Raw genomic sequence first — 22,129 nt, 5'->3', positions numbered from 1 at the left:
TCTCAGGCGCTAGCCAAGCGCGGATGCGACGCGCACTACATCGTTGACATGCGTTCCGATGCACGCGCCCGGCACGCCATACACGTGCAACGACACCGCGGGGGCATCGCTGCAATTGCCCAGCCGATGAATGTTGCCCCGGCCGCTGCGCACAAAAGAAACCGCGCCGCGCGGGCGCGCCTGCGAGCGCGTTGCGATGGCGAAGTCCTCCGAGCCGTTCCATTCGAAAACAGTCTCGTTCAATGTGCCGTCGAGCACCGCGTATCCACACCACGTGTGATGCGCATGCACTGGACTCGCCTGATGCGGCAGCCAGACGAGTGCGGCAATTGCGTAGCGGCCCTGCGGATCGGCGGCGAGTAGATGCCGGCGGTAGTTATCCAGCGACGCCTCCCGTTGCCAGGGCTTCAGCATCGCGGGGTCGGCCGCTGCTTGCGCTAGCGCGATGCGCATGCTGCGCGCGAAGAAAGTGGAATGCGAAGGCTCCGGAGAAGTTGCGCAGGCTTCGAACATCGCGTCGAGTGCGTTGCACAGTCGTGCGAGAGGGTCGTGATGCCCGGCGTGTCGCGAAGCGTGGTGTCCGTGAGGCTGCGCGAACTGAGCGGGGAGTCGGGCGGGGGAACGGAGGTCGTGGTCCAAGTTCGTTGAGCGGCATGGCTTGCCGACGTTTTTCAGGTTGGAACATTTATACCGTTTTGCCCGGAGAAAGAGTTTCCATATAATTCCCCGTGCAGTTTGAAAAGTAGAATAATTTCCTAAAGGGGCGAGACGGTGGGAATGGATATCATCGACCGGAAGTTGCTGGAGCTGTTGCAGGAAGACGCGACCATGCCAATTGCCGAACTGGCACAGCGCGTGAATCTGTCGCAAACGCCTTGCTGGAAGCGGCTGCAGCGTCTGAAGGAGACCGGCGTGATTCGCGCGCAGGTGGCGCTGTGCGATGCGCGCAAGCTCGGGGTCGGCACGACAGTATTCGTCGCGGTGCGCACGAATCAGCACACGCAGGCGTGGGCGCAAAGCTTCACGCAGGCGGTGCAGGACATTCCCGAGGTGGTCGAGGTGTACCGGATGAGCGGCGAGACAGACTACCTGCTGCGCGTGGTGGTCTCCGACATCGACGACTACGACCGCGTATACAAGCAATTGATCGCGGCGGTGCCGCTGTACGACGTGAGTTCGAGTTTCGCGATGGAGCAGATCAAGTATTCGACAGCGCTGCCGGTGCGGCCCGCCGCAGTCGTGTAAGGCGAGCCTCGGGCGAAGTGCGCGTTCTCTGCGTAGGGGCCGTCGCGGCTCGCTAAGTCTTTCAGCGCTGCCGGCTGCAAGGCGAGTGCAAGGTGGGTCGGCGTAGAATGCCGCCTTCTCCGCTATCTTCCGCGATTCGCCTCGCGGTCCGAGCCGTCTCATGAACAAACCGCCGCGCAAGAAAAATCCGACGTTGGGCATCGCCGTCTTCATCGTGGTCGCGGTGCTGCTGGTGATTGCAACGCTGTTCTACAACGCGATCAAGGAAAAGCGCGAGTTCGACAGCAGCAATGCGCCGGCGGTGTCTATTTCATCGGGCGCGGCTGCAGCGACGGCAACGAGCGCGGCGGCCACCGCAATGAAGCCTGCGAGCGGGACGGCACAGTGAGGTTACGGCGCTCAGCGTGTCTGAGCGCCGATCTGGCTCTGGTGGGGCGAATCGCGCGAGACGGAAGGCCACGGTTTGCGTCTCGTAGGAATTGTCGAAGTCATGCAGGAGCCAATGCCGGAGCCATGCCAAACCCGGGCGCACCTCGGTTGAGCTTCGGTCGGCCACGTCACTCATCGGGCAGGCGAATCAAACTTGCATCCTTGCGAATCAGCGCCGCCGCGGCCAGCATCTGCTTGCATTGATGCACGAGCAGCTTCATGTCGTGCACTGCTTCCGCCGAATATTCCTTCGATTTCTCCGCTTCGACCACCATCGTGTCGAGCTCGCGGGTGAGTTGCCTGATCTGCTCGCCCTGATCCGCGGGCGGCGCAGTGCCGGCCTCGGCTTCGGTGAGATTGTCGCGCACGAGGCTGAACGCCCGTTGCAGCGGTTGTAGCGACACGCCGTCTGCCTGTTGCGTTGATGTGCGCAGCAGCGGCGCGGCCGCCGTGATCTGCGAAGCGAGCACATGGCTGCGCAGGAGCAGGCCGTTCAGTTCGGGCACGAACTTTTGCGCCGATTTCGGTTCGAGCATCATGCGCTGGAACGCCTGCCCCAGATTAGCGAACGCCACGTGGACGTTCTTGCGCGCGAGTCGATAACGGTAATCGCGATCGAGTGCGGTTGCCGCAGCCGCGGCCGCGGGCGATGCGCCTGCGACAGGCTTTGCCGCCGTGCTGCCGAGCGTCGAAACGCCCGAGGCGGCCAGCCCGTTTGATCCCTTACCAGTGTTGTTTGCGGGAGTGCTGGTGCCGGCCGGTTCTCCGGTCTGCAAACTGGCTTGACCGGCGCCTTTCAGTACCTGGCCGGCAACTGCCAGCACCGGCTTGCCGAATTCGATGGCGGGATCGGCCATTGCCGCGGCCGGCGCACGCGCGCCGGCTTCTGTCACCGTGGCGACCGAGGCGGCGGCCGGCTTGCCGCTCCACCACCAGCTTGCTTCGAGAAACTGGCGCGTGGCGCCGATCATGTTGTTGACCAGCTTGCCCATCAGGCGATATTCCCAGTACGGGAACAGGTGGCTCGCGGCAATCGCAATCGCACAGCCCACTACCGTGTCGATCGCGCGTTCACCGATGATCCGCATGCTGCCCGGCGCGAGCAGATGAAACATCAGCAGCACATATGACGAAGTGAACACCACGCTCGCCGTGTAGTTGAACAGCAGCAGGCTATAGCTCATCACCATCGACGCGAACATCACCACCAGCAGAATGTGCGGCTCCTTCACGAAGATCATGAGCGCGATGCTCGCCGTGCAGCCGATCAACGTCCCTACGATCCGCTGCCCGTTGCGCTGTTTGGTCAGCGAGTAGCCCGGCTTCAGAATGATGACGGTGGTCATCACGATCCAGTAAGCATTGGTGAGCGGCAGCAGGCGGCCGAGCCAGAAGCCCACCGCTACCGCGATCGTCACGCGCAGCGCGTGACGAAAGCTCGGCGAGGCCATGGTCAGGTTCGAGAAGATCTGGCCGAACGGCACGCGGCGGCTCGACACGAAACGGTTCAGCGCCTGATCGAGGCGCAGTTCGGTTTCCGTCGTGCTCGGATCGCTCGACAGACTCCTGCGCATCTTGTCGATCAGACGCGTGGCGCTCCAGACACGGCGGAACGTGGACGACACCGCTGAATACGCCTCGGGATTCTTCGCCGGCAGTTCCTGCTTGCGCATCAGTTCAATCTCGAACTCGATCGCACGCAGCTCCGCCTTCACGTTGACGCGCGCCCTCGGCGCATGGTTTTGCAGGACAGCGAGTCCTATCTCTTCGAGATCGCTCGCGGCCTTGCGAATCAGGTCGCGGTAGAACACCAGCAGATCGGTGCCGCCGAAGGTATTGCGCACGAGCGGATAGTCCGTATGCGCGCCGACGAACAACTCGTGCAGGTCGACCGTATTGATGAACAGATTGAACAGCATTGCCCGGCGCGGCTCGAGCTTGCCGCTCTTTAACTTCGGCAGATTGCGCAGCACGATGTCGCGCGCCGCATCCTGCCGCTCTACTGCAGCGATCTGCTTGTCGACGAGATTGCGATAACACTCGTCCAGGTCGTTGTCGAGGTCGTAGAACGCGGCACGCGCGAGCAGATAATCGGCGCAGGCGAAGACGCTCTCCGCCAGCGCCTGCTGTTCGATGCGATGCATCATCCAGCGGCTAACGGCAGTCGACCAGTACGTGTACCAGAGACCGCCCAGCAGAATCCACGACGCGTTGACGAGCGCCTGCATCGGCGTGAAATGCTCTTCCAGCGTCATGATCATCATGAACAGCGTGGCAAAGCTGATCTGCGGCCAGCGGTTGCCGTACACCACGATCAACGACAGCACGAACGTGAGCGGCACCACCGTGCACCACAGCGCCACTGGATTCACGGTGGCAAGACCGGTGGCAAGCGCGGAGAGAAAACCGATTACCGAGCAAGCCAGCATTTCGTTGTGCTTGTACTTCAGTGGGCCCGGCATATCGACGACACAGGCGCCGAGCGCGCCGGTTGCAATCGTGAAGCCCAGCTCGCGGTTGTGGAACACGATCAGGCACAGCATGGCCGGCAGGGACACGCCGACCGCGATGCGCAGGCCGCCATAAAAGTACTGGCTATAAAGGAATTTTTTTATTTCAACCGAATAGCGCATCGACTGCCTGATTCCATTCACTGACAAGAAGCGGTTGAAGGCACGAGCCCGAGGACAGCCCCAAACTGCCGACGAGTCTAACTGATTTTGCGCCTGATCTGACCTCGTCCATTCGGCCAGGTTCTGCGCGGCGGGCGGCTTTGTTATGCTGTCGCTTCAATGTCTGCCGCCGTTCGCGCGCTTGTCGCGAATGCGGCAACGCCACACCGCCTTGTCCGGGATCCATGCTCCAGCTCTTCTACTCGAACCGCTACGAAACGCTTGTCGGCGCGCTGCTCGATGACCTCGCGCAAGCGCCTTCCGACGCCTGGACCGCGCAGCCGGTGATCGTCCCGAGCGCCGCTGTGCGGCGCAGGCTCGAGCTCGATATCGCCGCGCGCCAGGGCGTCTGCGCGAACGTCAGCTTCGGCTATCTCGCGCAATGGTTGTGGGCGCAAATCGGTAGCGTGATCGAGGTGCCGCGCCATTCGCCGTTCGCGCCGGACAGGCTCGTCTGGCGCTGTTATCGTCTGCTGGGCGATGCGCACGATTCTCTGCCGTGGAACGCGTCGCCGCGTCTTCGCACCTATCTCGATGCCGCGGATCCGTCGATGCGTTACGAACTGGCGCGGCGTGTGGCAACCGTGCTCGATCACTATCTGACCTATCGTCCGGAATGGCTGCTGCAATGGCAGAAGGGCGGCTCCATCTTCGCGGGCGGCGCGGCGGACGACACAGGCCCGCGCCTCGTCGGCGCGAGCGACGCGGCGCGCGAGGACGAGCGCTGGCAAGCGGCATTGTGGCGCGCTGTGCTCACTGAACTTGCCGGCAACGAGCAAACGCCGGACGCCGCATTGCCGCCCGCATACCGTTTTCTCGATGAGATCGGTACGCTCGACCTGGACGCCATTGCGAAAGCAAATTGGCCGGAAGCGGTGAGCGTTTTCGCGTTACCCACCATGCCGCCGCTGCACGTCGCATTGCTGCGTGCGCTGTCGCGTTGGGTCGACGTGCGTCTCTACGTCATGAACCCGTGCCGCGAATTCTGGTTCGACGTAGTGAGCGAAGGCCGGGTTCAGGCGCTCGACGCGGCAGGACAGCTCGACTATCAGGAAGTCGGTCATCCGCTGCTTGCGGAGTGGGGTCGTCAGACTCAGGCGCAGTTGCATATGCTGCACGAGCTCACCGAAAGCGCGGCTTCCGGCGAGACCGGCGAGTTCTCTGAAAATCCCGAACCGAGCTGGCTCGCCGCCGTGCAAAACGGCATTCTCGATCTGCGCCCGGAGACCGAAGCCGACGAGTTGCCGTACGAGCGCGGCATTGAAGTTCACGTGTGTCACAGCCTGTCGCGACAGCTCGAAGTGCTGCACGACCGGCTGCTCGGCTGGTTCGACGAATTCGACGATCTGCAACCGTCCGACGTGCTCGTCGCCGTGTCCGATCTGGCCGCTGCCGGTCCGTTGATCGACGCGGTGTTCGGCACTACACCCAGTGGCGATACGCGCCGCATTCCATATCGGATCACGGGCTTACCGCCTTCGCAGGCCAATCCCGTCGCGCGCCTCGTGCTCGACTGGCTCGCTTTGCCCGAGCGCAGCGTCGGCGCACCGGACCTGATCGAATGGCTGCGCGTCGACGCGGTCGCCGTGCGTTACGGCATCGACGCGAGCTCGCTCGAAGCCGCGCAGGAATGGCTCGCGGCGGCCGGCGCGCGGCGCGGACTATCGCCTGCGGAGCCAAGCGGCGAACACGTGCCGGTCGCGCGACACACCTTCGCGGATGCGCTGACCCGTCTGTATCTCGGCTATGCGATGCCGGAGGGCGGGGAGCCGGTCGACGAGTGGCTGCCAGTCGAGGGCGCCGACGGTTCGGACGCGGAGTTGCTCGGCCGCCTGTCGCGTTTCGTCGACGACATAGACAGTTTCGCGGTGCGCTGCGCGACGGAACAGACTCCGGCCCAATGGACGCAATTGCTGCTCGAAACGCTTGCGCAGTGTTTCGACGGCGGCGTCGAATTCGCGGAGTCGCTCGCCGCGGTGCGCGACGCGATCGACAAGATGAGCGACGCCATGCAGGCGGGCGCGCATGAGGTCGCGATGCCCGCGGCAGTCGTGCGGGTTGCGCTCACTGAAGCACTCGACGACCCCGCGCGCGGCGGCGTGCCTTGGGGCAGCGTGACGTTTTCGTCGCTGACGAGCTTGCGCGGTTTGCCCTACCGCGTGGTCTGTCTGCTCGGGATGGACGACGGCGTGTTGCCGAGCCTCGCCCGTGCGGACGAATTCGATCTGATGGCCGCGTTCGGCAAAGCCGGCGACCGGCAGCGCCGCGACGACGAGCGCAATCTCTTTCTCGATCTGCTGCTCGCCGCGCGCAGCCGGCTCTTTATCGCTTATACCGGCCGCAGCATCCGCGACAATGCGCCGTTGCCGCCGGCCGCGCTCGTCGACGAACTGCTCGACCACCTCGCGCAGGTGTCGGCGGGCGAGGGTGCGAGTCCCGCGCAGCTAGAAGAAGCGCGCCACGCGTTCATCGTCGATCACCCGTTGCAGGCGTTTGCGTCGGAGTACTTCACCGCGCAGCCTGATCTGTTTACCTACGACGCTGATCGCGCGGAACTTGCCACTTTGCTCGCCGCGCCGCAGCAGCGAGGCGCCGCGCCATTTTTCGATCAACCGTTGCCCGCTGAAGATGCTGCGCCCGTCGGATTCGACGAGTTCGTGCGCTTCTGGCGTCATCCGGCGCGCGCGCTGCTGCGTGACCGCCTCGGCATTGTGTTGTCGGACGCCCAGGGCGAGCTGCTCGACACGGAGCCGTTCGAACTCGATTACACCGGACGCGATGCATTGGCCGGCCGCCTGTTGCCCGTGCTGCTCGACGCTGACATAGAAGACGACGATCTCATGTTCGACCGCGTTCGGCGCGTGGCCGAGGCGAGTCCCGAGTTGCCCGGCGGCGCGACCGGCGCCGTGTGGCGCGCGCGCGAACTGGGCGCGTTGCGCCAGCTCGCCGACAGCGTGCGCCGCGAGGTGGCATCGGGGGTCGAACGCTTGCCGTTCGTGCTCGACATCGCGCCGCGTTGGCCGGATAACGCGGACATTGCGGGCGAGCTTTTCGGCGTTCATGACGCGGAGCTTCGCGAGGCCGCGCTGACGCCGCTGCAACTGCACGGCACGTTGAACCTGCTGACTGAAACCGGACAAGTGATTTTTCGCTACGCCAAACCTACTGCACGCGACTATCTTTCTGCATGGCTTGCACACCTCGCCTATTGCGCGGCGCTGCCCGACGGCCCGCGTCGCACGGTCTGGCACGGCAGCGGTGAGAGCTTCGAGCTCGCGCCAGTTGCTGCCCCGCTCGAAGAACTCGCGCCGCTCGCCGCGCTGTTCAGGTCGGGGCGCAGGCTACCGCTGCGTTTTTTCCCGAAGAGCGCGTGGGCGAAGGTGAGCGAAAGCGATTCGGCGGCGCAGGGCGTATGGATCAACGACCGCGTGCGCGGCGAGTCCGACGACCCCGCATTGCGCATCGCCCTGCGAGGGACGCCGCTTACGCTCGACGAACCGTTTGGCAGCCTCGCGTCGATCGTTTTCAAGCCGTTGCTGCAGCATCTGCGGAGCGTGTCATGAGCGGCGCGCTGCTTCGTCATGCGCTAGCCGCTGAAGAGCTCGATGTATTTGCGTGTTCGCTCGACGGCGTTAATCAGATAGAGGCGTCGGCAGGTACGGGCAAGACGTGGAACATCTGCGCGCTCTACGTGAGATTGCTGCTCGAGAAGAATCTGAACGCTGACCAGATTCTCGTCGTGACCTTTACGAAGGCCGCGACCGCCGAATTGCACGAGCGCATTCGCGGGCGGCTCGCCGAGTTGCACCGCGCGATTGAAGTGGACGACGACGGCGGCGATCCGTTCATTCGCCGCCTCTTCGAAACGACGCTCGCGCCGGAGCGTGGCATCGACCGCGAAACGGCGTTGAAGGTGGTGCGTCGAGCGCTGCGCACGTTCGACCAGGCGGCGATCCACACGATCCACGCGTTTTGCCAACGGGCGTTGCAGGAAGCGCCGTTCGCCGCCGCAATGCCGTTCGCGTTCGAAATGGAAGCCGACGACGCCGCTTTGCGCTTTGAGTTGGCGGCCGATTTCTGGCGCGAGCAGGTCGAGCCTGTCGCGCATGCGCATCCGGCGTTCGCGGCCTGGCTGGTGGCGAAGCGAGCCGGCCCGGCGTCGCTCGACGAACAACTCGCCCGGCGCCTCAAGAAGCCGTTGGCGCAACTGCGCTGGGGCGTGATAGGTGCCGAGCCGAGCGCCGATCCGCGAGCCGGCTTCGACGCTGCATGCGAACTGTGGCATGCGGAGCACGATGCGATCATGGCGCTGCTCGAACAGGCGCAAGACCGCTTGAGCAAGACCACGCACAAGGCAGATCATGTGAGCGCCGCGATCGCCGCCTGGACCGAGTACTTCGCGCAGGGCGATTGCCATGCGCCGCCGCCGCGGGCTGCGCTCAAATTGACGGCTTCCGCGTTGAAGAAAGCCACCAAGGTCAAGTTCGAACCGCCGGAGCATGCGTTCTTCGAGCATGCAGAAGCGCTGGCGGCGGCCGTTGTTGCGGCCGAAGCGGCGCAACGCGCGCGCTGGCTCGCGTTGATGCAGACCTGGCTCGACTATGCGCCCGCCGAACTGGTGACGCGCAAGCGCACGCGCCGCGTCGTTTCGTTCGACGATCTGCTGTCCAATCTCTACCGTGCGCTCGCAGCGCATCCGTGGCTCGCCGATGCGCTGCGAGCACGTTATCCCGCTGCGTTGATCGACGAGTTCCAGGACACCGATCCGCTGCAGTTCGCAATCTTCAGCCGCATTTTTGCGCCCGCAGGTCCGCTCTTTCTGGTCGGCGATCCGAAGCAGGCCATCTACAGTTTTCGCGCGGCGGATTTGCATACTTATCTGGCGGCGCGCGCGTCGGCTTCGGCGCGCTACACGCTTGCCGTCAACCAGCGCTCGACGGCGCCGATCGTCGAAGCTTGCAATCGGGTCTTCGAGGCAAACCCACAGGCGTTCGTGCTCGACGGCCTCGACTATCAGCCGGTGCGAGCCGGCGAACGGCGCAGGCCGCCGTTGTCGGACCCGGACGCCGAGGCTGGCGATTTCCGCGTCTGGACGTTGCCGCAAGGCGAGAGCGCATTGACCAAACGCCAGGCCCAGCGCGAAGCGAGTGAAGCGTGCGCGGCCGAGATCGTGCGCCTCCTGCGCGGTGCGCGCGAAGGCACCGTCACGATCGGCGACGCGCCGCTCGCGCCCGGCAACATTGCGGTGCTCGTGCAGACGCACAAGCAGGGCAGTCTGATCAAACGCGTGCTGGCGGCATGGGGCGTCGGCAGTGTGGAACTCGCGCAGGCCTCGGTTTTTGCAACGCTCGACGCAGAGCAGATCGAGCGCGTCCTCGCAGCCGTCGATACACCTGGCGATCTGCGCCGCTTGCGCGCCGCGCTCGCGACCGATTGGCTCGGTCTGGACGCCGCGGCGCTGTGGCGTCTGGAACAGGTCGCCGACGCACCCGCTGTCGCCGACGATCCCGCGCACGCGGCGGACGCAATGGGCTGGGTCGAACGTTTTTCGCGCTACCGCACGCTCTGGCATGAGCGCGGCTTTGCCGTCATGTGGCGCACCCTGATGCGCGAACTGCGCGTCGCGCAACGGCTCGTGGCGGCGACGGACGGCGAGCGGCGTCTTACCAACGTGAATCACCTTGCCGAACTCGTGCAGGCGCGGGCGGCCTCGCAGCCGGGCATTGCGCCGACGTTGCGCTGGCTCGCCGCGCAGCGCAACCAGGGCGGCGGCGAGGAGGCGCAACTGCGGCTGGAGTCGGACCGCAATCTCGTGCAGATCGTTACCGTGCACAAGTCGAAGGGCCTGGAATATGCGGTCGTGTTCTGTCCGTTCCTGAACGACGGCGGCTTGCGCGAGCCGCCGTCGTCGGGCTTGCCGGACGCACGCGAGTATCACGATGCCAGCGGCGACGCGGTGCTGCACTACGGTTGTGACGACGACGAGGCCGAACGCGCGACCCGTCATGCGGCGCGCGAGCAGGCGGCCGAACGGGCGCGGCTCGTCTACGTTGCGCTGACTCGCGCCGTGTACCGCTGTTATCTCGTCGCGGGCACGTACCTGTCGTCGCGCTCCACGAAAGAGTCGCGCCGCAGCGTGTTGAACTGGCTGGTGGCCGGCGGTGGCTATGAGTTCGACGGCTGGCTCGCCGATCCGCCCGACGAGGCCGCGTTGTCCGCGCGCTGGCAAGCGCTGGCGGGTGGTCCGATCGCATTGCAACCGTTGCCGAAGGTCGAGCGCCGCACGCCGCTCGAAAGCATGCAGGAAAGCAGCGCTGACAAGCGCGCGCGCAGCAATCGCCGGTCTTTGCGCGATCAGTGGCGCATGGCGAGCTTCAGCGGTCTGATTGTCGCAGGCCACAAGGCCGAAGATGCGCAACCGCCGGTTGAAGAAGTGCGGCCCGATCACGATGAAATCGCCGACGCGCTCGTCGCCGCGCCGGTCACGGTATCCGAGCCGGCGCTGGAGGCGAAGTCCCTCGCCGCCGACGACATTCTCGCGTTTCCGCGCGGAGCCGCGGCGGGCGAGTGTCTGCATCGCATGTTCGAACTCGCGGATTTCAGCGATCCGCAAAGCTGGCCGGATGCGATCCGCGGAGCGTTGCACGAGCGTCCCGCGCCGGCGTCGCCGGAGCTTGCTCCACGTTTGCCGGCGATGATGCACAAACTTCTCGCAGACGTCGTCAGCACCGAACTCGTGCCCGGCATGACCCTGGCGCGACTCGATCCGCGGCGGCGCCTGAACGAACTCGAATTCCTATTCGCGGCACCGTCGCTCGACTTCGCCGCGCTGCGCGAATTGCTGGTCGCACACGGCTATCCGGACGTCGCGCTCGAGCCTGGTGTGCTGCGAGGTTTCGTCAAAGGATTCATCGACATGATCGTCGAGCACGACGGGCGGTTCTGGATTGTCGACTGGAAATCCAACCATCTCGGCGATACGGAGCAGGATTACGCCGCCGCACCGGTCGAAGCGGCGATGGCGAGCCATGCCTATCACCTGCAGGCGCTGCTTTATACAGTCGCGCTGCATCGTTATCTGAAGACACGCGTGCGCGATTATTCGTACGAGACGCATATCGGCGGGTATCTGTATCTGTTCGTGCGCGGCGTTCGTCCGCATTGGCGCGACGCGGGAGCGCAAGCCGGTGTGCACGTGAGGCGGCCTGCGTTCGAACTCGTTGCGCTGCTCGACGCGGCGATGATCGGAGGTGCCGCATGAGCACGTTCAATCAGACCGTATCGGCGCCGCTTCAACTTGACGATCTCGGCGTCAATTTACCGGCGCCGGCGGATTTCAGCATTGCGTTAGCGGAAGGCTTCGCTCGGCGCATCGGTGCCCTGGCGCGACGCGGCGGGGCGTCGACGGAAGCCGTCAGATGGGCGGCGCGCGCCGCGTTCGCGGCGAGCCGCGCGACCGCGGAAGGGCACGTGTGCGTACCGCTGGCCGCGCTCGCGCGTCGGTTCGAGGCGTCCACCGCCGAAGTGCGGATGGCCTTGTTTGCGAGCGGCATGGCGAGCGATGGGTCGCAAGTGGCAGCCGCACTGCGGCCTCTGGTGATCGACGCACAAGGGCGGTTGTACCTCGCGCGTTACTACGATTACGAGCGGCGTCTCGCTCGGGCGCTGGTCGCGCATGCGGGTGCACCGATGCGTGCGGGTGTGTTTGACAGCGGACGGGGCGTTGGCGGCGCGGGCGAGCGGTCGGCTGAGCATGCCGCCGGAACTTTGCGAGCAAGCGTTCGCGGCCGAGCCGGCGGGGAAAAGGGCACGGCCTTCGATAGTGAGGCCGCAGTCGGTACGAGCGCGAACGCCGACACCACCCATACCCTCCATCAACGGCTTGTGCGCTACTTCGGCCCCCCGAAAGACGATGAAATCGACTGGCAGCGCGTGGCCGCTGTCATGGCATTGTCGGGGCGGCTCACCATCGTTAGCGGCGGTCCGGGCACAGGCAAGACTACAACGGTGGTCGGCGTGCTCGCGTGCCTGCTCGACGCGCGCGCCGATCTGCGAATCGCGCTCGCGGCGCCCACCGGCAAAGCGGCGCAACGCATGCAGGAAGCGCTGCTTGCGCGTGCCGGGGATTTGCCGCCTGAACTCGCCGCGCGTTTGCCGCAAACTTCGTACACGTTGCATCGTCTGCTCGGCTCAGGACCGGGCGGGCGCTTCCGGCATCATCGCGATAATCCTCTGCCTTATGACGTGGTCGTGATCGATGAAGCATCCATGATCGACGTCGCGATGGCAGCCCACCTGGTCGACGCCATTGCGCCGCACACGCGGCTCGTGATGCTCGGCGATAAAGATCAGCTCGCAGCGGTAGAGGCCGGCGCTGTGTTCGCCGAGCTGAGCGCGCGGCCCGCGTTCAGCGCGCAGGGCGTGAAGCGAATCGCCGGTGCGCTCGGCATCGGCGAGGCGCGACTCGCGCACGCACTGCCGCGACTGGCCGAAGACGTCGACGAACAGCCGGAGCGCTTTCCGCAAGCTGATCGTCCCGCGAATTACGCGTCGGATCTTTTCGATGCACCACCCGACGACCTGTTTGCCGCGCTCGACGCGGCTGGCAACGTCGCCAGCAACTTAGCCAGCAACTTAGCCGGCAACGTCGCCGGCCCTCGCAGCGCAGATCCGTACGGCGCCGATGCATCAGCCGCCAGTGCGCGATTCGGAACGGCGGGCCACGAGTCGCAAAGCCCACTCGCGGATTGCGTCGTCTGGCTGGAGCGCAATTATCGATTCGGGCTCGAATCACCGATTGGCCGTTTGTCGCTGGCGATTCGCAATGGCGAGGCAAGCGCGGCGCTCGACGTGCTGCTCGACGACGCCACCCAACATGCCGCGTCGCTTTACGAAGACGCGCACGTGGCGCTGGCCGAACGCACTGTCGAGCGCCTCGCGGTCGGTTTCGCGCCTTATGCCAATGCGCTTGCCGCAGCGCTCGCGGCGGGAACTCCGGACCCACTGCCGCTATTTGACGCATTGAATCGCTTCCGGGTTTTATGCGCGACCCGCCTGGGCCCGCGCGGCGTCGATCAGGTGAACGCGCTAATGGCCGCGCAGGTGCGGCGCTCGGCCGGCGTGACGCTCGCAGTCGGCGCGCAGTGGTTCGCCGGGCGGCCGGTGATGGTCACACGCAACGACTACGCGCTGGGGCTCTTCAATGGCGATATCGGGATCGCGCTACCCGGCGCGGGCGGCGCGCTGCGCGTCTATTTCCGGACCGCGGACGGCGGTCTGCGCGCGGTGTCGCCGGCCGCGCTGCCGCCGCACGACACTGCCTTTGCGCTGACCGTGCACAAGTCACAAGGCTCGGAGTTCGAGCATGCGGTGTTGATGCTGCCGTCCACGTTCAGCAGGGTGTTGTCGCGCGAGCTGGTTTATACGGCGATCACCCGCGCTCGCGAGCGCGTCGAAGTGATTGGCGCTAGCGCGGTGCTGGCTCAGGCCATCGCCACGCCGACACAGCGAGACTCCGGCCTTGCTGCGAGAATCGAGGAGGCGTCGCGCGGCCGTTAGCCGATGAATCGCGATCCCGGCAGCGAACGCTTCACCGCCAACCAGGCGCGAAGCATGCGTCCGGCCGTTCACGCTGCACCGTTCGGGCCGCGCTAGCCGATGCTGCAGATCCGCGGCATCGGCCGGATCGCGCGCGTCAGAGCGCAAAGGTTGCGCCGCTCACGCCATCTACATTTGAGTGTTTTCTTCAATCTAGCGTCATGACATCCCGCTATTTCATTCCGCCGAACGAGATCGAACTGACCGCAGTGCGTGCGCAAGGAGCGGGCGGTCAGAACGTCAACAAGGTGTCGAGCGCGATCCAGTTGCGCTTTGACGTGCGCGCTTCGTCGTTGCCCGAAGTGCTCAAGATGCGCCTGCTCGCGTTGTCCGATCGCAGGATCACGCGTGAGGGCGTGGTGGTCATCAAGGCGCAGGAACACCGGACTCAGGAACTGAATCGCGCGGCGGCGCTCGCGCGGCTCGATGAACTCGTGGAAAGCGTCAGCGTGACGCGCAAGCCGCGCGTTGCGACGCGGCCGACACGCGCATCGAATGTACGGCGTCTCGAGAGCAAGGTAAGGCGCAGCGAGATCAAATCGGGCCGCGGCCGCGTGGACGACTAACGAGGCCGTCCGCCCGCGCGCAGCCCTATTGCGGGACCGGCCGGCATCGTCGGCACGAAGTCGACGCACAGCACGTGCGTCTTGCCGTCGCGGTCGAAGGCGAGCGCCGCGGTATAGCAGTCTTCGCCGTCCGCGAGCGAGTAGTGCGGACCCATCATCGCGACGCGTCCGCGGGCGGCCAGCGCGTGCTTGAGATAGGCGCGCCGCGACCAGTTGCTGCAAGCGCTGCTCGCGATCGGTGCGAGCCGCTGGGGCGGCGGCGGCACGAAGGCGGCGGTGACGGATGCCTGGGTCTGCTGACCGTGCTCGTCGGTGATGAACACCCGGCGCGCCTCGCCAAGGTGCCATACGTTGTGCGCGGCCTGCTGCAGGTCGCCCGTCGTCCGGTAAGCCTCGGCGGCGGCCATGACCGCTTCGGCGAAGCCTTCGAAGCCGAGTTGCTTGTGACGCGCATGCGCGCGCTCGTACTCCGCGAACTTGCCCCACATCGACTCGATCTGCGCCGGCACTCTCGCAATGGCCGCCTCGACCGAACCATTGGGCTGGCCGAGCCAGAAACCCTGGACGAAATCGACGTCGGCCTGCATCAGGATCATCAGTTCCTCGTCTGTTTCGACGCCTTCGGCGAGCACCAGCGTGCCGGACTGATGCAGCATCGCGATCAGATGGCCGATCATCGAGTCGTCGCCTTCGCGTTTGCCGGCGCGCGCAACGAGCGAGCGGTCGAGCTTGACGATGTCCGGCCGGAAGCGCCACACGCGGTCGAAGTTCGAGAAGCCGGTGCCGAAGTCGTCGATCGCGATCAGAAAATCGCGAGGCTGCGAGGCGGCCAGCATGCTGGCGACGGCGGACTCGTCGTCGGCGGGCTGCTCGAGCACCTCGATCACGATACGTTCCTGCGGCAGGCCGAAGTGCGCGGACAACTCGTCGATGAAAGTGCGCTGCGGCCAGCCGGTCTCGAACACCTGCGGCCGCGTATTGAGAAACAGCCATCCGCTGCTGATGCCTTGCTCCATGAAATTGGCGACGTGCAGGCAACGCGCGATGCGGTCGAGTTCGCGCGCGTCGGCCGCCGAGCGGGTGCCCGAAAAGAGAACCTCGGGCGAGACTGGCAGTCCGACCGGATCGAATGCGCGCAGCAGTGCCTCGTAGCCGACCACGCACTGATGTGTGACCGACAGCACTGGCTGAAACACGCTATGCAGCGTGAGCGCGCGCCACGTTGCGGTCCAGCCCGATTCGCCCCGGACCAGGTGGGGAAGCAGGCCGCTCAGACTGACGTCGCTGACGGATGGCATAAACACGGGCGAGAGAGCGGACATGGTGGCATCGCGGCAATCGGGTGACGGGGTGCGCGCGCAGACTCGGCGCACAGCGGATGCGCAACGTAATACTCAACGCGGACGCCCGCACCGCGCAGTGGGAAGAACCCTGGTACGCTGAGAGCAGTGCCAGCCATGCGGAACTCCGCGGAGTGGTCGAAATGAGTCTAGCAGCTTGCAAAATGCATGAATGTGCGGGCTGTCACAGAGGAGCAAACCAGCCAGAACATCTGTGAGATCACGTGGCCACTCGCCGATGACGCAGGCCGCGGCGCCGGGTTTGCCTCGCCGCCGTTCCCGGCTATGCGGCCTTGCGTCAATCCGGACCGATCGCCATCCGGCATTCGTAAGCTTGCATGAGCGGAGGGTAGCAGGGCGGGCCGTGTATGCCCGCCAAACTTCAGTTCCTGATGCTTATTGCATACTGAACCTATCCCGGGCGCGGCTGTTCCTGGATTGCACGCTGTGCGCGTTGTGGGGTCGACTGCAGCACCGGCGAGCGGCGAGTATGCTGCTGCTTTTCGTGAGATGGAGAGAAAGGATGTCGGAAATCGCGGTGGTCGCAATTTCAGTGGCGAAACCTGGCTATGAAGAGCAGTTGCGCGAGGCGCTCGAAGGTATTGTCGGACCGACGCGCAAAGAGCAGGGCGCGCTTCAGTACGACTTGCATCGCGACGTTCAGGAGCCGCGCCGGTTCGTGTTTTTCGAGCGTTGGGAAAGCCAGGAGGCGCTGGCCGCGCACGCCAGGTCCGCACACATCACGGCCTACAAGGCGGCAGTGGCGGACTGGGTGGAACACGCGGAAATTCGCGTTGTGACGAAGATTCTGTAAGTCTTCCGCGCACCTGCAGAGCGTCAGGGCCGCGACACGTTCGTGCGACGAGTGATTGCCGGGCCGCTGCAGGCCCGAGCGACGCTCGCCGTCGACGTTAATGCGTGGCTTGCGGCACGTCGAGAATCAGGATGATGGTCCAGTCCGCTTCGCCATCGTGATGATATTGGCGCTCGGCGACGATAAACGGCTGCTGCTTGCCGTCCGGCCCGAGAAACAGCACGTCGCCTTCCATCGGCAGGCATTCGACGGGAGGCAGCGCAAGGAACGCTTCCTGACCGCCGCGCGGCATCAGTTTTTCAATTTTGCGGGATGCTGCTTCGGTCCATTCGATATCAAGCTGGATGTTGCTCATGCTGTCCTCCGCACCAGGGTGCGCACGGTTGAATTCCGGCAGGGCGCCGGTCGGTGCGCGACTTTAGCATACCGGGCATCGCGCGCCGGCCGGTGCATCAGACCATAAAAAAGCCGAAACCGGCGGTGCCGGCTTCGGCTTTTCACCTTCGCAGCGAGGCTGCAGGTGCGCTCACCCAGTGCACCAGAAAGCGCCGGCTACCGGCGAGCTGGCGACCGCTTACGAACTCGACGCGTCGGCTTTCGCGCTTTTCTTGTGATGCGGCGAGCTCTTGTGATGCTTCATGGGTGCAGGCGCGCTTTCCATGGCTTGCTGGCGATTTTGCAATTCCTGCGCGCGCTGCTCGACGTCGGCTGCCCGTGCCGGGTCGGTGCTCATGGTCACGCCGCTTTCCTGCGCGTAAGCCGCGCCGGTTACGGCACCGAGGGAAATCAGGATCGCGAGGGACACTTTCTTCATTGCTACCTCCGCAGAGTGGTTGTGGACCCAGGTACGTGTCTGTCCATGGGAAGGACAGTTCATTCTAGTCAGCAATATGCGCTCCAGCGGGATGCTTTGTAACCGCGAACGCGCGGGCTTACATCTTGTTACTTGACGCGTAGCGCTTAGTTGCGCGCTCGACGCTTCATGGTGGCTTTCATCGCGAGGCAGATCGGCGGGTGGCACTTCGCGTCAGAAAAGACCAATGGCGCTGTACACGTGATACTGCGCGATGCCGATAAGCTCGTGCAGCGCGATCTCCGCGTTCACCAGGTTGGAGTAGCGCGGCAGCAGGCCGAGATGGGCGCGGCGCGAGCTGGAGATCAGCGGCTGTGGAAAGAGGCCGAAATGCTGGAAGTCGAGCATCGCGCGCGGCATGTGGTACGCCGAAGTGACGAGTATCAAGGAATCGTAACGTGACTGGCCGACAATAGCGGATACGTTGCGCGCGTTTTCGTAGGTCGTCCGGCTACGGTTTTCCAGCACGATGTCCGCGCGCGGCACCTGTTCCCGTAGCAGGTACGGCAGGTAGGTGTCGGCTTCCGTCGCGGGATGCCGCTGCGGATTGCCGCCGCTGACAATCACGCTGCAGACGCTTGCGGCGCGCTTGCACGCCGCGTAGTTCTTCGCGCTGACGTCAATGCGCGTCATCACGTCGCGCGGCGGCACGAGCACCTTGTCGCGGTTGTACACGGTGCCTCCGCCCAGCAGGATAATCGCGGTGCGCGGGGCGAACTGTGCGGGCGTGCTGGTTTGCGCCTGCGGCTGGGCGAGGCGCAGCAAGGGTGCCGTGAGCCATCCGGCCGAAACCAGCCAGAAGAAGGCAATGGTGCAAAAGGCGAGAGGGCGTCGAGCGCGCTTCCATATCACGATTGCTGCAAAAAAAAGCGCCAATAAAGTGAATAGAATCAATTTAGATGGGGTAACGTATGTCTTTCGGGATTAAATCTTCGAGCCTGCTATCGCGCCGCAGCGGTTGCATCGTCGGCTCGTAGGTAGAACGCTAACATGCCGTTCTGACGGGGGTTCCGAATCAAGACCAAGGCAGCACCTGGCGGAATTCGGCCGTAGCACTTGCGGTCAGCTTCCAGCCACGGGCGGGTGCCAGGCGCGTCACTGGTGGCGCGGTGACGTGTTGGCATAGATGTGTCATAGCTGCACTTTAAGAAAGAAGTGAGATGACCACGTATTCCAACGAAGCGGTACTCGAAGCGCTGCGGCGAGCGCAATATCGCCAGGTGCCATGGGCCAGACGGCCCGGCGTCTTCCAATATCTTCGCGCGCTAGGTCTCATGGACACAGTTCGGCAGCGCACTGTCGCGCCGGCGCCGGGCTTCCATGCCCCTGTCGACATTGCCGTCCTCACAGAGCGAGGCCGCGCAGAATTCGCCCGGCTCTCACACGACGAGGGCCTTCTCACCTGGACCGCGCAGCGCATGAACGACTATGTTCTTGCTGCAGTAGAGAGCCGTTCACCGATGCCGCTCGAAGCTCGCACGTAGCTGTTCAGCACAGCTGGAGCGGGCCTCGACGATCCTTCATGGCCAGAACGTCCCTCATGGCCGAATGGCTTGCTGGCCTGCGCGGCCACACGTTCCAGTCGGGCCTCATATGCTTCGGGTTTCCGGCCGCGCCACGCGGACGGAGACCTGTCGTGTCTTCCTTGAATCCTTAACCACTCCGAGCTTGCAAGCGCAGATTCGGCGCGAGCAAAAAAAAGCCCGTATCACGAAGATACGGGCGTACCGGAATTACTGCTGCCACGCTGTGCTAATGGCGTTAAGTCAGACCGGTGACGCGAGCCGTGGTTCCCCATATTCGCTGTGCATTCGCGGCGCTTTCGCTTGCTCTCACGCTGGGGCGCCGCCACGCCACGAGCTAACGGCGGCGCGACGGCTCACCGTGCGGCGCTTCAGGCCGCGCGCGCACGTTGCTCGCGATATCGCCGCGCAAGTCGCCCCGCGGCGTGGGCGGCGTGAACTCGCGGCTACGCGCAGCGCTTTGCTGCCATGCTTCCATTGAAGCCGTCCGATCAGGGCGCCAATTCCAACCTTGCGGGCGTTCTTGCGCGAGCGTCGATGCGGCCATTGATGAAAGCACAATGCCGCACAAAAGCAGTGACATTGGTTTCATGCTGAGCTCCCGTCCAAGCCCCGTGCATACCAGGCCTGTTTGCATACTCATAAGGTATGTCCGCAGACGAAAGCACGCTGTAAGTAATGGTAAATGGATGTTTCATCCGCAACTCTCGGGTTGCTTCAGACGTCTGAGGCAGGCGCAGGCAAAGGCGCAGCTGATTGCAACGGCAGTGGAAGCCTGGCTTGCGGTGTTGGTGTTTGGTGCAGAGATGCGAGCCTGTCGCAGTTGCCTTGAAGAGGGCCGTGCGAAAACGGTCGACGGAAGAAGTCGCTGAAACGCGGAGCCGAAACGAGCCGGTAGGAAGTGAAAAGTGAAGCCTTGAGAATAGGCCGGCTCAGATAGGTCGACTGGTATGCGTCGCCGGCAGTCAGCCTGCCGATAACGAAGCCGTCGGAACCGAAGTCCTCGCAACGAAGCTCCCGGAACGCAAAGGGTCCGAAGCGCTAACGTCGTGAATGAAGCCGCCGAACCGAGTGCGTCGAAGAAACCCGCCGGGCAGTCGCCGGGCGGTTCCAGATATGCTTCGGGCGCCCGCAGGCGCCCGGAGACAGACGATTTCGCTTAAGCCATCTTGACCGGCGCGCGCCACGATTCCGGATTGGTCCAGAATGCGCCGCGCAGACGGTCACGGCTCGGCGGTGCCGGCGGCTTGGCCGCGGTCGCGCCAATGCGTCCGCGCAGCGAGATTTCGCGTCCGCTCGTGCCCAGTCGCTTAACTATTTCGGCGAGCGTACCATCGGCTTGCCACTCGTCGAAACGGCGGCGGCAGGTCGGCGGCGACGGATAGCGGCCCGGCAGTTTGGACCAGCCTTCGCCTGTCGACAGCACCCACAGCACGGCGTTGACGACGGCGCGCGCTTCGACGCGCGGTCGACCGCGACGCTCGCTCCGTGCAGGCTCCGCACAGAACAACGCCTCGACCAGCGCCCACTCGTTGTCTCTCAAATCGTCGAACAGCATCATGTTTCACCTCAGCGAAGCTAACTCCGGTGCGCTGCCCCGCGCCGCGCACTCTCCACGCACTCGATAGGCGAGTGCCAAGGGGGTCGGGTTTGCCACGGTCTGCTATGCAGTCAGAAGTCATGGCGCCGACCCTGTGAGCATGTAAATGCAGGATGTGTGCCAAGTTGAGTCCAACCGCCTGAAAGCCCCGTGACAGCGGGCCAGCGCGGGCGCTAGCTAGGGCCGTATGAGAATCCAAAAAACCCATCTCGCAAATCGGGACAATCACCAATCTTGTGCAGCTAGGCCCGCGGCGCGTGCGTTTGCGCCTTATTGCTGCATTGCAGCGGCGTCGTGAAATGCAGTGCTGGACGGCCACGGACGGGTACAATGCGCATCAAACAATGCCATTAATGAGCCGTCCAAATGAATGTCACGCTGCGCCAGCTAAGGGTTTTCATCGAGGTCGCGCGCCTGCAGAGCTTTAGTCGCGCGGGCGATGAGATCGGCTTGACGCAATCGGCGGTGAGCCGTTGTGTGCGGGAACTGGAAGGGGAAATCGGCCTGAAACTGATCGACCGGACGACGCGCGAGGTACAGCTCACCGACGTGGGCGGCAATCTGGTCGCGAGCGTGTCACGCCTTCTGATCGACCTGGACGACGCATTGCGCGAAATTCGTGAAATCGGCGAGCAGCGTCGTGGGCGCGTCGTTGTAGCCGCAAGTCCGACTGTCGCGTGCCGGCTGATGCCTGGCGTGCTGGCGTCGTGTGGCGAGCGCTTTCCGCACATTGCGCTCGGCTTGCGTGACGACGTGCAAAGCGATGTCGTGCGCAAGGTCAAATCCGGTGAGGTGGATTTCGGCATGGTCATCGGCCCGTTTGCCGCCGACGATCTGTTGAGCGAATCGCTCATGACCGACTCTTTCTGCCTCGTGTGTCGCGACGATCATCCGCTCGCGCGGCAGAAGGAAATAGGCTGGGCCGAGCTCGAGGGGCAGCCGCTCGTCATGCTCGATTACGCGTCCGGTAGCCGGCCGATCATCGACGCCGTCATGCACGAGTACGGTGTGAACGCCAACGTGGTGCAGGAACTGGGGCATTCCGCGACGGTTTTTGGGCTCGTCGAGGCAGGCATTGGCGTGAGCGTACTGCCGTGGCTCGCGTTGCCGTTGCCGGCGGGCGCCGCACTGGCCGCGCGGCCCTTGGTGCCGCGGGCTGAGCGCACGGTCGAACTGGTGCGGCGTCGCGATCGCTCGCTGTCGCCCGCAGCTGAGGCAGTATGGGATTTGATCCGCGAATTGCCGGCGCGGGCCGAGGATCTGACCTGATCCGATCAACGGACAGCACCCTTTCGGGGCTTGCGGCGGCACGAATGTCGGATGCTCTTGACCATCGTCTGCGCGGCTTGGTGCCCGCGACGTGTGCGTGGCTCGGCGTTTGAACGCTGGACGCCAGGCTAAACTGCCGTCTGCGCTCGCTGCCGGTTTTGCCCGCCCGGAGCGCTCTAGCTGACATTCCCGTTGACGCTTAGCTCTTTGCTTAGCCATTT

The 22,129-nt window shown here is 64.5% G+C and carries 16 protein-coding genes and 1 pseudogene; 9 read left to right on the top strand and 8 right to left on the bottom strand.

What is annotated here, in order from left to right; all coding sequences use genetic code 11:
- Positions 1–9: 9 nt before the first annotated feature.
- Complete coding sequence (locus BCA01S_RS13215; protein WP_156955053.1) at positions 10–513, bottom strand: cysteine dioxygenase family protein; 504 nt, start codon at positions 511–513, stop codon at positions 10–12.
- Between the two features lie 264 nt (positions 514–777).
- Between BCA01S_RS13215 and BCA01S_RS13210 the strand changes: the two genes are divergently transcribed.
- Positions 778–1,245 carry an Lrp/AsnC family transcriptional regulator gene (locus BCA01S_RS13210; protein ID WP_020070096.1) on the top strand — a complete coding sequence of 156 codons (468 nt, stop codon included), beginning with the start codon at positions 778–780 and terminating at the stop codon, positions 1,243–1,245.
- A 160-nt stretch (positions 1,246–1,405) separates the two neighbouring features.
- The gene (locus tag BCA01S_RS13205; protein ID WP_020070097.1) at positions 1,406–1,633 is read left to right on the top strand and encodes a hypothetical protein; all 228 of its coding nucleotides are present in this window, start codon (positions 1,406–1,408) and stop codon (positions 1,631–1,633) included.
- 169 nt (positions 1,634–1,802) lie between these two features.
- On the opposite strand, the gene BCA01S_RS13200 is transcribed toward BCA01S_RS13205, so the two are convergent.
- Positions 1,803–4,307 (bottom strand): FUSC family protein, encoded by a 2,505-nt coding sequence (locus tag BCA01S_RS13200; protein ID WP_027777291.1) that lies wholly within the window; start codon positions 4,305–4,307, stop codon positions 1,803–1,805.
- Positions 4,308–4,531: 224 nt separating this feature from the next.
- Between BCA01S_RS13200 and recC the strand changes: the two genes are divergently transcribed.
- From recC to arfB, 4 genes are all read left to right on the top strand, one after another.
- Positions 4,532–7,909: an exodeoxyribonuclease V subunit gamma gene (gene recC, locus BCA01S_RS13195; protein ID WP_027777290.1), complete on the top strand. Its 3,378-nt coding sequence runs from the start codon at positions 4,532–4,534 to the stop codon at positions 7,907–7,909.
- Positions 7,906–11,607, top strand: a complete 3,702-nt coding sequence (gene recB / locus BCA01S_RS13190) for an exodeoxyribonuclease V subunit beta (protein ID WP_027777289.1) — start codon at positions 7,906–7,908, stop codon at positions 11,605–11,607. Before recC ends, recB begins: the two co-directional genes overlap by 4 nt.
- Positions 11,604–13,904, top strand: coding sequence for an AAA family ATPase (locus tag BCA01S_RS13185; protein WP_027777288.1), 2,301 nt, complete (start codon positions 11,604–11,606; stop codon positions 13,902–13,904). The genes recB and BCA01S_RS13185 overlap by 4 nt, the downstream gene beginning before the upstream one ends.
- 200 nt (positions 13,905–14,104) lie before the next feature.
- Positions 14,105–14,509: an alternative ribosome rescue aminoacyl-tRNA hydrolase ArfB gene (gene arfB, locus BCA01S_RS13175; protein WP_027777287.1), complete on the top strand. Its 405-nt coding sequence runs from the start codon at positions 14,105–14,107 to the stop codon at positions 14,507–14,509.
- Here arfB and BCA01S_RS13170 read toward each other — a convergent pair.
- A complete protein-coding gene (locus tag BCA01S_RS13170; RefSeq protein WP_027777286.1) occupies positions 14,506–15,831 on the bottom strand; it encodes an EAL domain-containing protein in 1,326 nt (441 codons plus the stop codon). The two genes, arfB and BCA01S_RS13170, sit on opposite strands and share 4 nt — an antisense overlap.
- 541 nt (positions 15,832–16,372) lie before the next feature.
- On the opposite strand from BCA01S_RS13170, the gene BCA01S_RS13165 reads away from it, so the two are divergent.
- A complete protein-coding gene (locus tag BCA01S_RS13165) occupies positions 16,373–16,663 on the top strand; it encodes a putative quinol monooxygenase (RefSeq protein ID WP_027777285.1) in 291 nt (96 codons plus the stop codon).
- A gap of 97 nt (positions 16,664–16,760) precedes the next feature.
- Here BCA01S_RS13165 and BCA01S_RS13160 read toward each other — a convergent pair whose 3' ends face one another.
- The 3 genes from BCA01S_RS13160 to BCA01S_RS13150 all read right to left on the bottom strand — a co-directional run bounded on the left by BCA01S_RS13160 (position 16,761) and on the right by BCA01S_RS13150 (position 18,368).
- Positions 16,761–17,018, bottom strand: a complete 258-nt coding sequence (locus BCA01S_RS13160) for a hypothetical protein (RefSeq protein ID WP_006052974.1) — start codon at positions 17,016–17,018, stop codon at positions 16,761–16,763.
- A gap of 219 nt (positions 17,019–17,237) precedes the next feature.
- Complete coding sequence (locus BCA01S_RS13155) at positions 17,238–17,477, bottom strand: hypothetical protein (RefSeq protein WP_027777284.1); 240 nt, start codon at positions 17,475–17,477, stop codon at positions 17,238–17,240.
- 213 nt (positions 17,478–17,690) lie between these two features.
- Positions 17,691–18,368, bottom strand: coding sequence for a YdcF family protein (locus tag BCA01S_RS13150; protein WP_042318584.1), 678 nt, complete (start codon positions 18,366–18,368; stop codon positions 17,691–17,693).
- Between the two features lie 308 nt (positions 18,369–18,676).
- Here BCA01S_RS13150 and BCA01S_RS13145 point away from each other — a divergent pair, with 308 nt between their 5' ends.
- Positions 18,677–19,000: a hypothetical protein gene (locus BCA01S_RS13145; RefSeq protein ID WP_027777282.1), complete on the top strand. Its 324-nt coding sequence runs from the start codon at positions 18,677–18,679 to the stop codon at positions 18,998–19,000.
- Between the two features lie 376 nt (positions 19,001–19,376).
- On the opposite strand, the gene BCA01S_RS13140 is transcribed toward BCA01S_RS13145, so the two are convergent.
- Positions 19,377–19,631, bottom strand: coding sequence for a hypothetical protein (locus BCA01S_RS13140; RefSeq protein WP_027777281.1), 255 nt, complete (start codon positions 19,629–19,631; stop codon positions 19,377–19,379).
- Between the two features lie 570 nt (positions 19,632–20,201).
- Positions 20,202–20,597 (bottom strand): annotated as a pseudogene (locus BCA01S_RS13135) (transposase); the annotation flags it as partial.
- Positions 20,598–21,005: 408 nt separating this feature from the next.
- Between BCA01S_RS13135 and BCA01S_RS13130 the strand changes: the two are divergent.
- Complete coding sequence (locus BCA01S_RS13130) at positions 21,006–21,908, top strand: LysR family transcriptional regulator (RefSeq protein WP_027777280.1); 903 nt, start codon at positions 21,006–21,008, stop codon at positions 21,906–21,908.
- Positions 21,909–22,129 lie beyond the last annotated feature (221 nt).

Source organism: Paraburkholderia caledonica NBRC 102488, from assembly GCF_000685095.1.
Lineage (GTDB): Bacteria > Pseudomonadota > Gammaproteobacteria > Burkholderiales > Burkholderiaceae > Paraburkholderia > Paraburkholderia caledonica.
Note: the sequence above shows the minus strand (reverse complement) of the source record. Positions and strands in the feature narration are given on the sequence as shown.

Excerpts from the sequence above, each read along its gene's own strand:
- BCA01S_RS13215 (WP_156955053.1), bottom strand. The coding sequence starts at position 513 with ATGTTCGAAGCCTGCGCAACTTCTCCGGAGCCTTCGCATTCCACTTTC.
- BCA01S_RS13210 (WP_020070096.1), top strand. The coding sequence starts at position 778 with ATGGATATCATCGACCGGAAGTTGCTGGAGCTGTTGCAGGAAGACGCG.
- BCA01S_RS13205 (WP_020070097.1), top strand. The coding sequence starts at position 1,406 with ATGAACAAACCGCCGCGCAAGAAAAATCCGACGTTGGGCATCGCCGTC.
- BCA01S_RS13200 (WP_027777291.1), bottom strand. The coding sequence starts at position 4,307 with ATGCGCTATTCGGTTGAAATAAAAAAATTCCTTTATAGCCAGTACTTT.
- recC (WP_027777290.1), top strand. The coding sequence starts at position 4,532 with ATGCTCCAGCTCTTCTACTCGAACCGCTACGAAACGCTTGTCGGCGCG.
- recB (WP_027777289.1), top strand. The coding sequence starts at position 7,906 with ATGAGCGGCGCGCTGCTTCGTCATGCGCTAGCCGCTGAAGAGCTCGAT.
- BCA01S_RS13185 (WP_027777288.1), top strand. The coding sequence starts at position 11,604 with ATGAGCACGTTCAATCAGACCGTATCGGCGCCGCTTCAACTTGACGAT.
- arfB (WP_027777287.1), top strand. The coding sequence starts at position 14,105 with ATGACATCCCGCTATTTCATTCCGCCGAACGAGATCGAACTGACCGCA.
- BCA01S_RS13170 (WP_027777286.1), bottom strand. The coding sequence starts at position 15,831 with ATGTCCGCTCTCTCGCCCGTGTTTATGCCATCCGTCAGCGACGTCAGT.
- BCA01S_RS13165 (WP_027777285.1), top strand. The coding sequence starts at position 16,373 with ATGTCGGAAATCGCGGTGGTCGCAATTTCAGTGGCGAAACCTGGCTAT.
- BCA01S_RS13160 (WP_006052974.1), bottom strand. The coding sequence starts at position 17,018 with ATGAGCAACATCCAGCTTGATATCGAATGGACCGAAGCAGCATCCCGC.
- BCA01S_RS13155 (WP_027777284.1), bottom strand. The coding sequence starts at position 17,477 with ATGAAGAAAGTGTCCCTCGCGATCCTGATTTCCCTCGGTGCCGTAACC.
- BCA01S_RS13145 (WP_027777282.1), top strand. The coding sequence starts at position 18,677 with ATGACCACGTATTCCAACGAAGCGGTACTCGAAGCGCTGCGGCGAGCG.
- BCA01S_RS13140 (WP_027777281.1), bottom strand. The coding sequence starts at position 19,631 with ATGAAACCAATGTCACTGCTTTTGTGCGGCATTGTGCTTTCATCAATG.
- BCA01S_RS13130 (WP_027777280.1), top strand. The coding sequence starts at position 21,006 with ATGAATGTCACGCTGCGCCAGCTAAGGGTTTTCATCGAGGTCGCGCGC.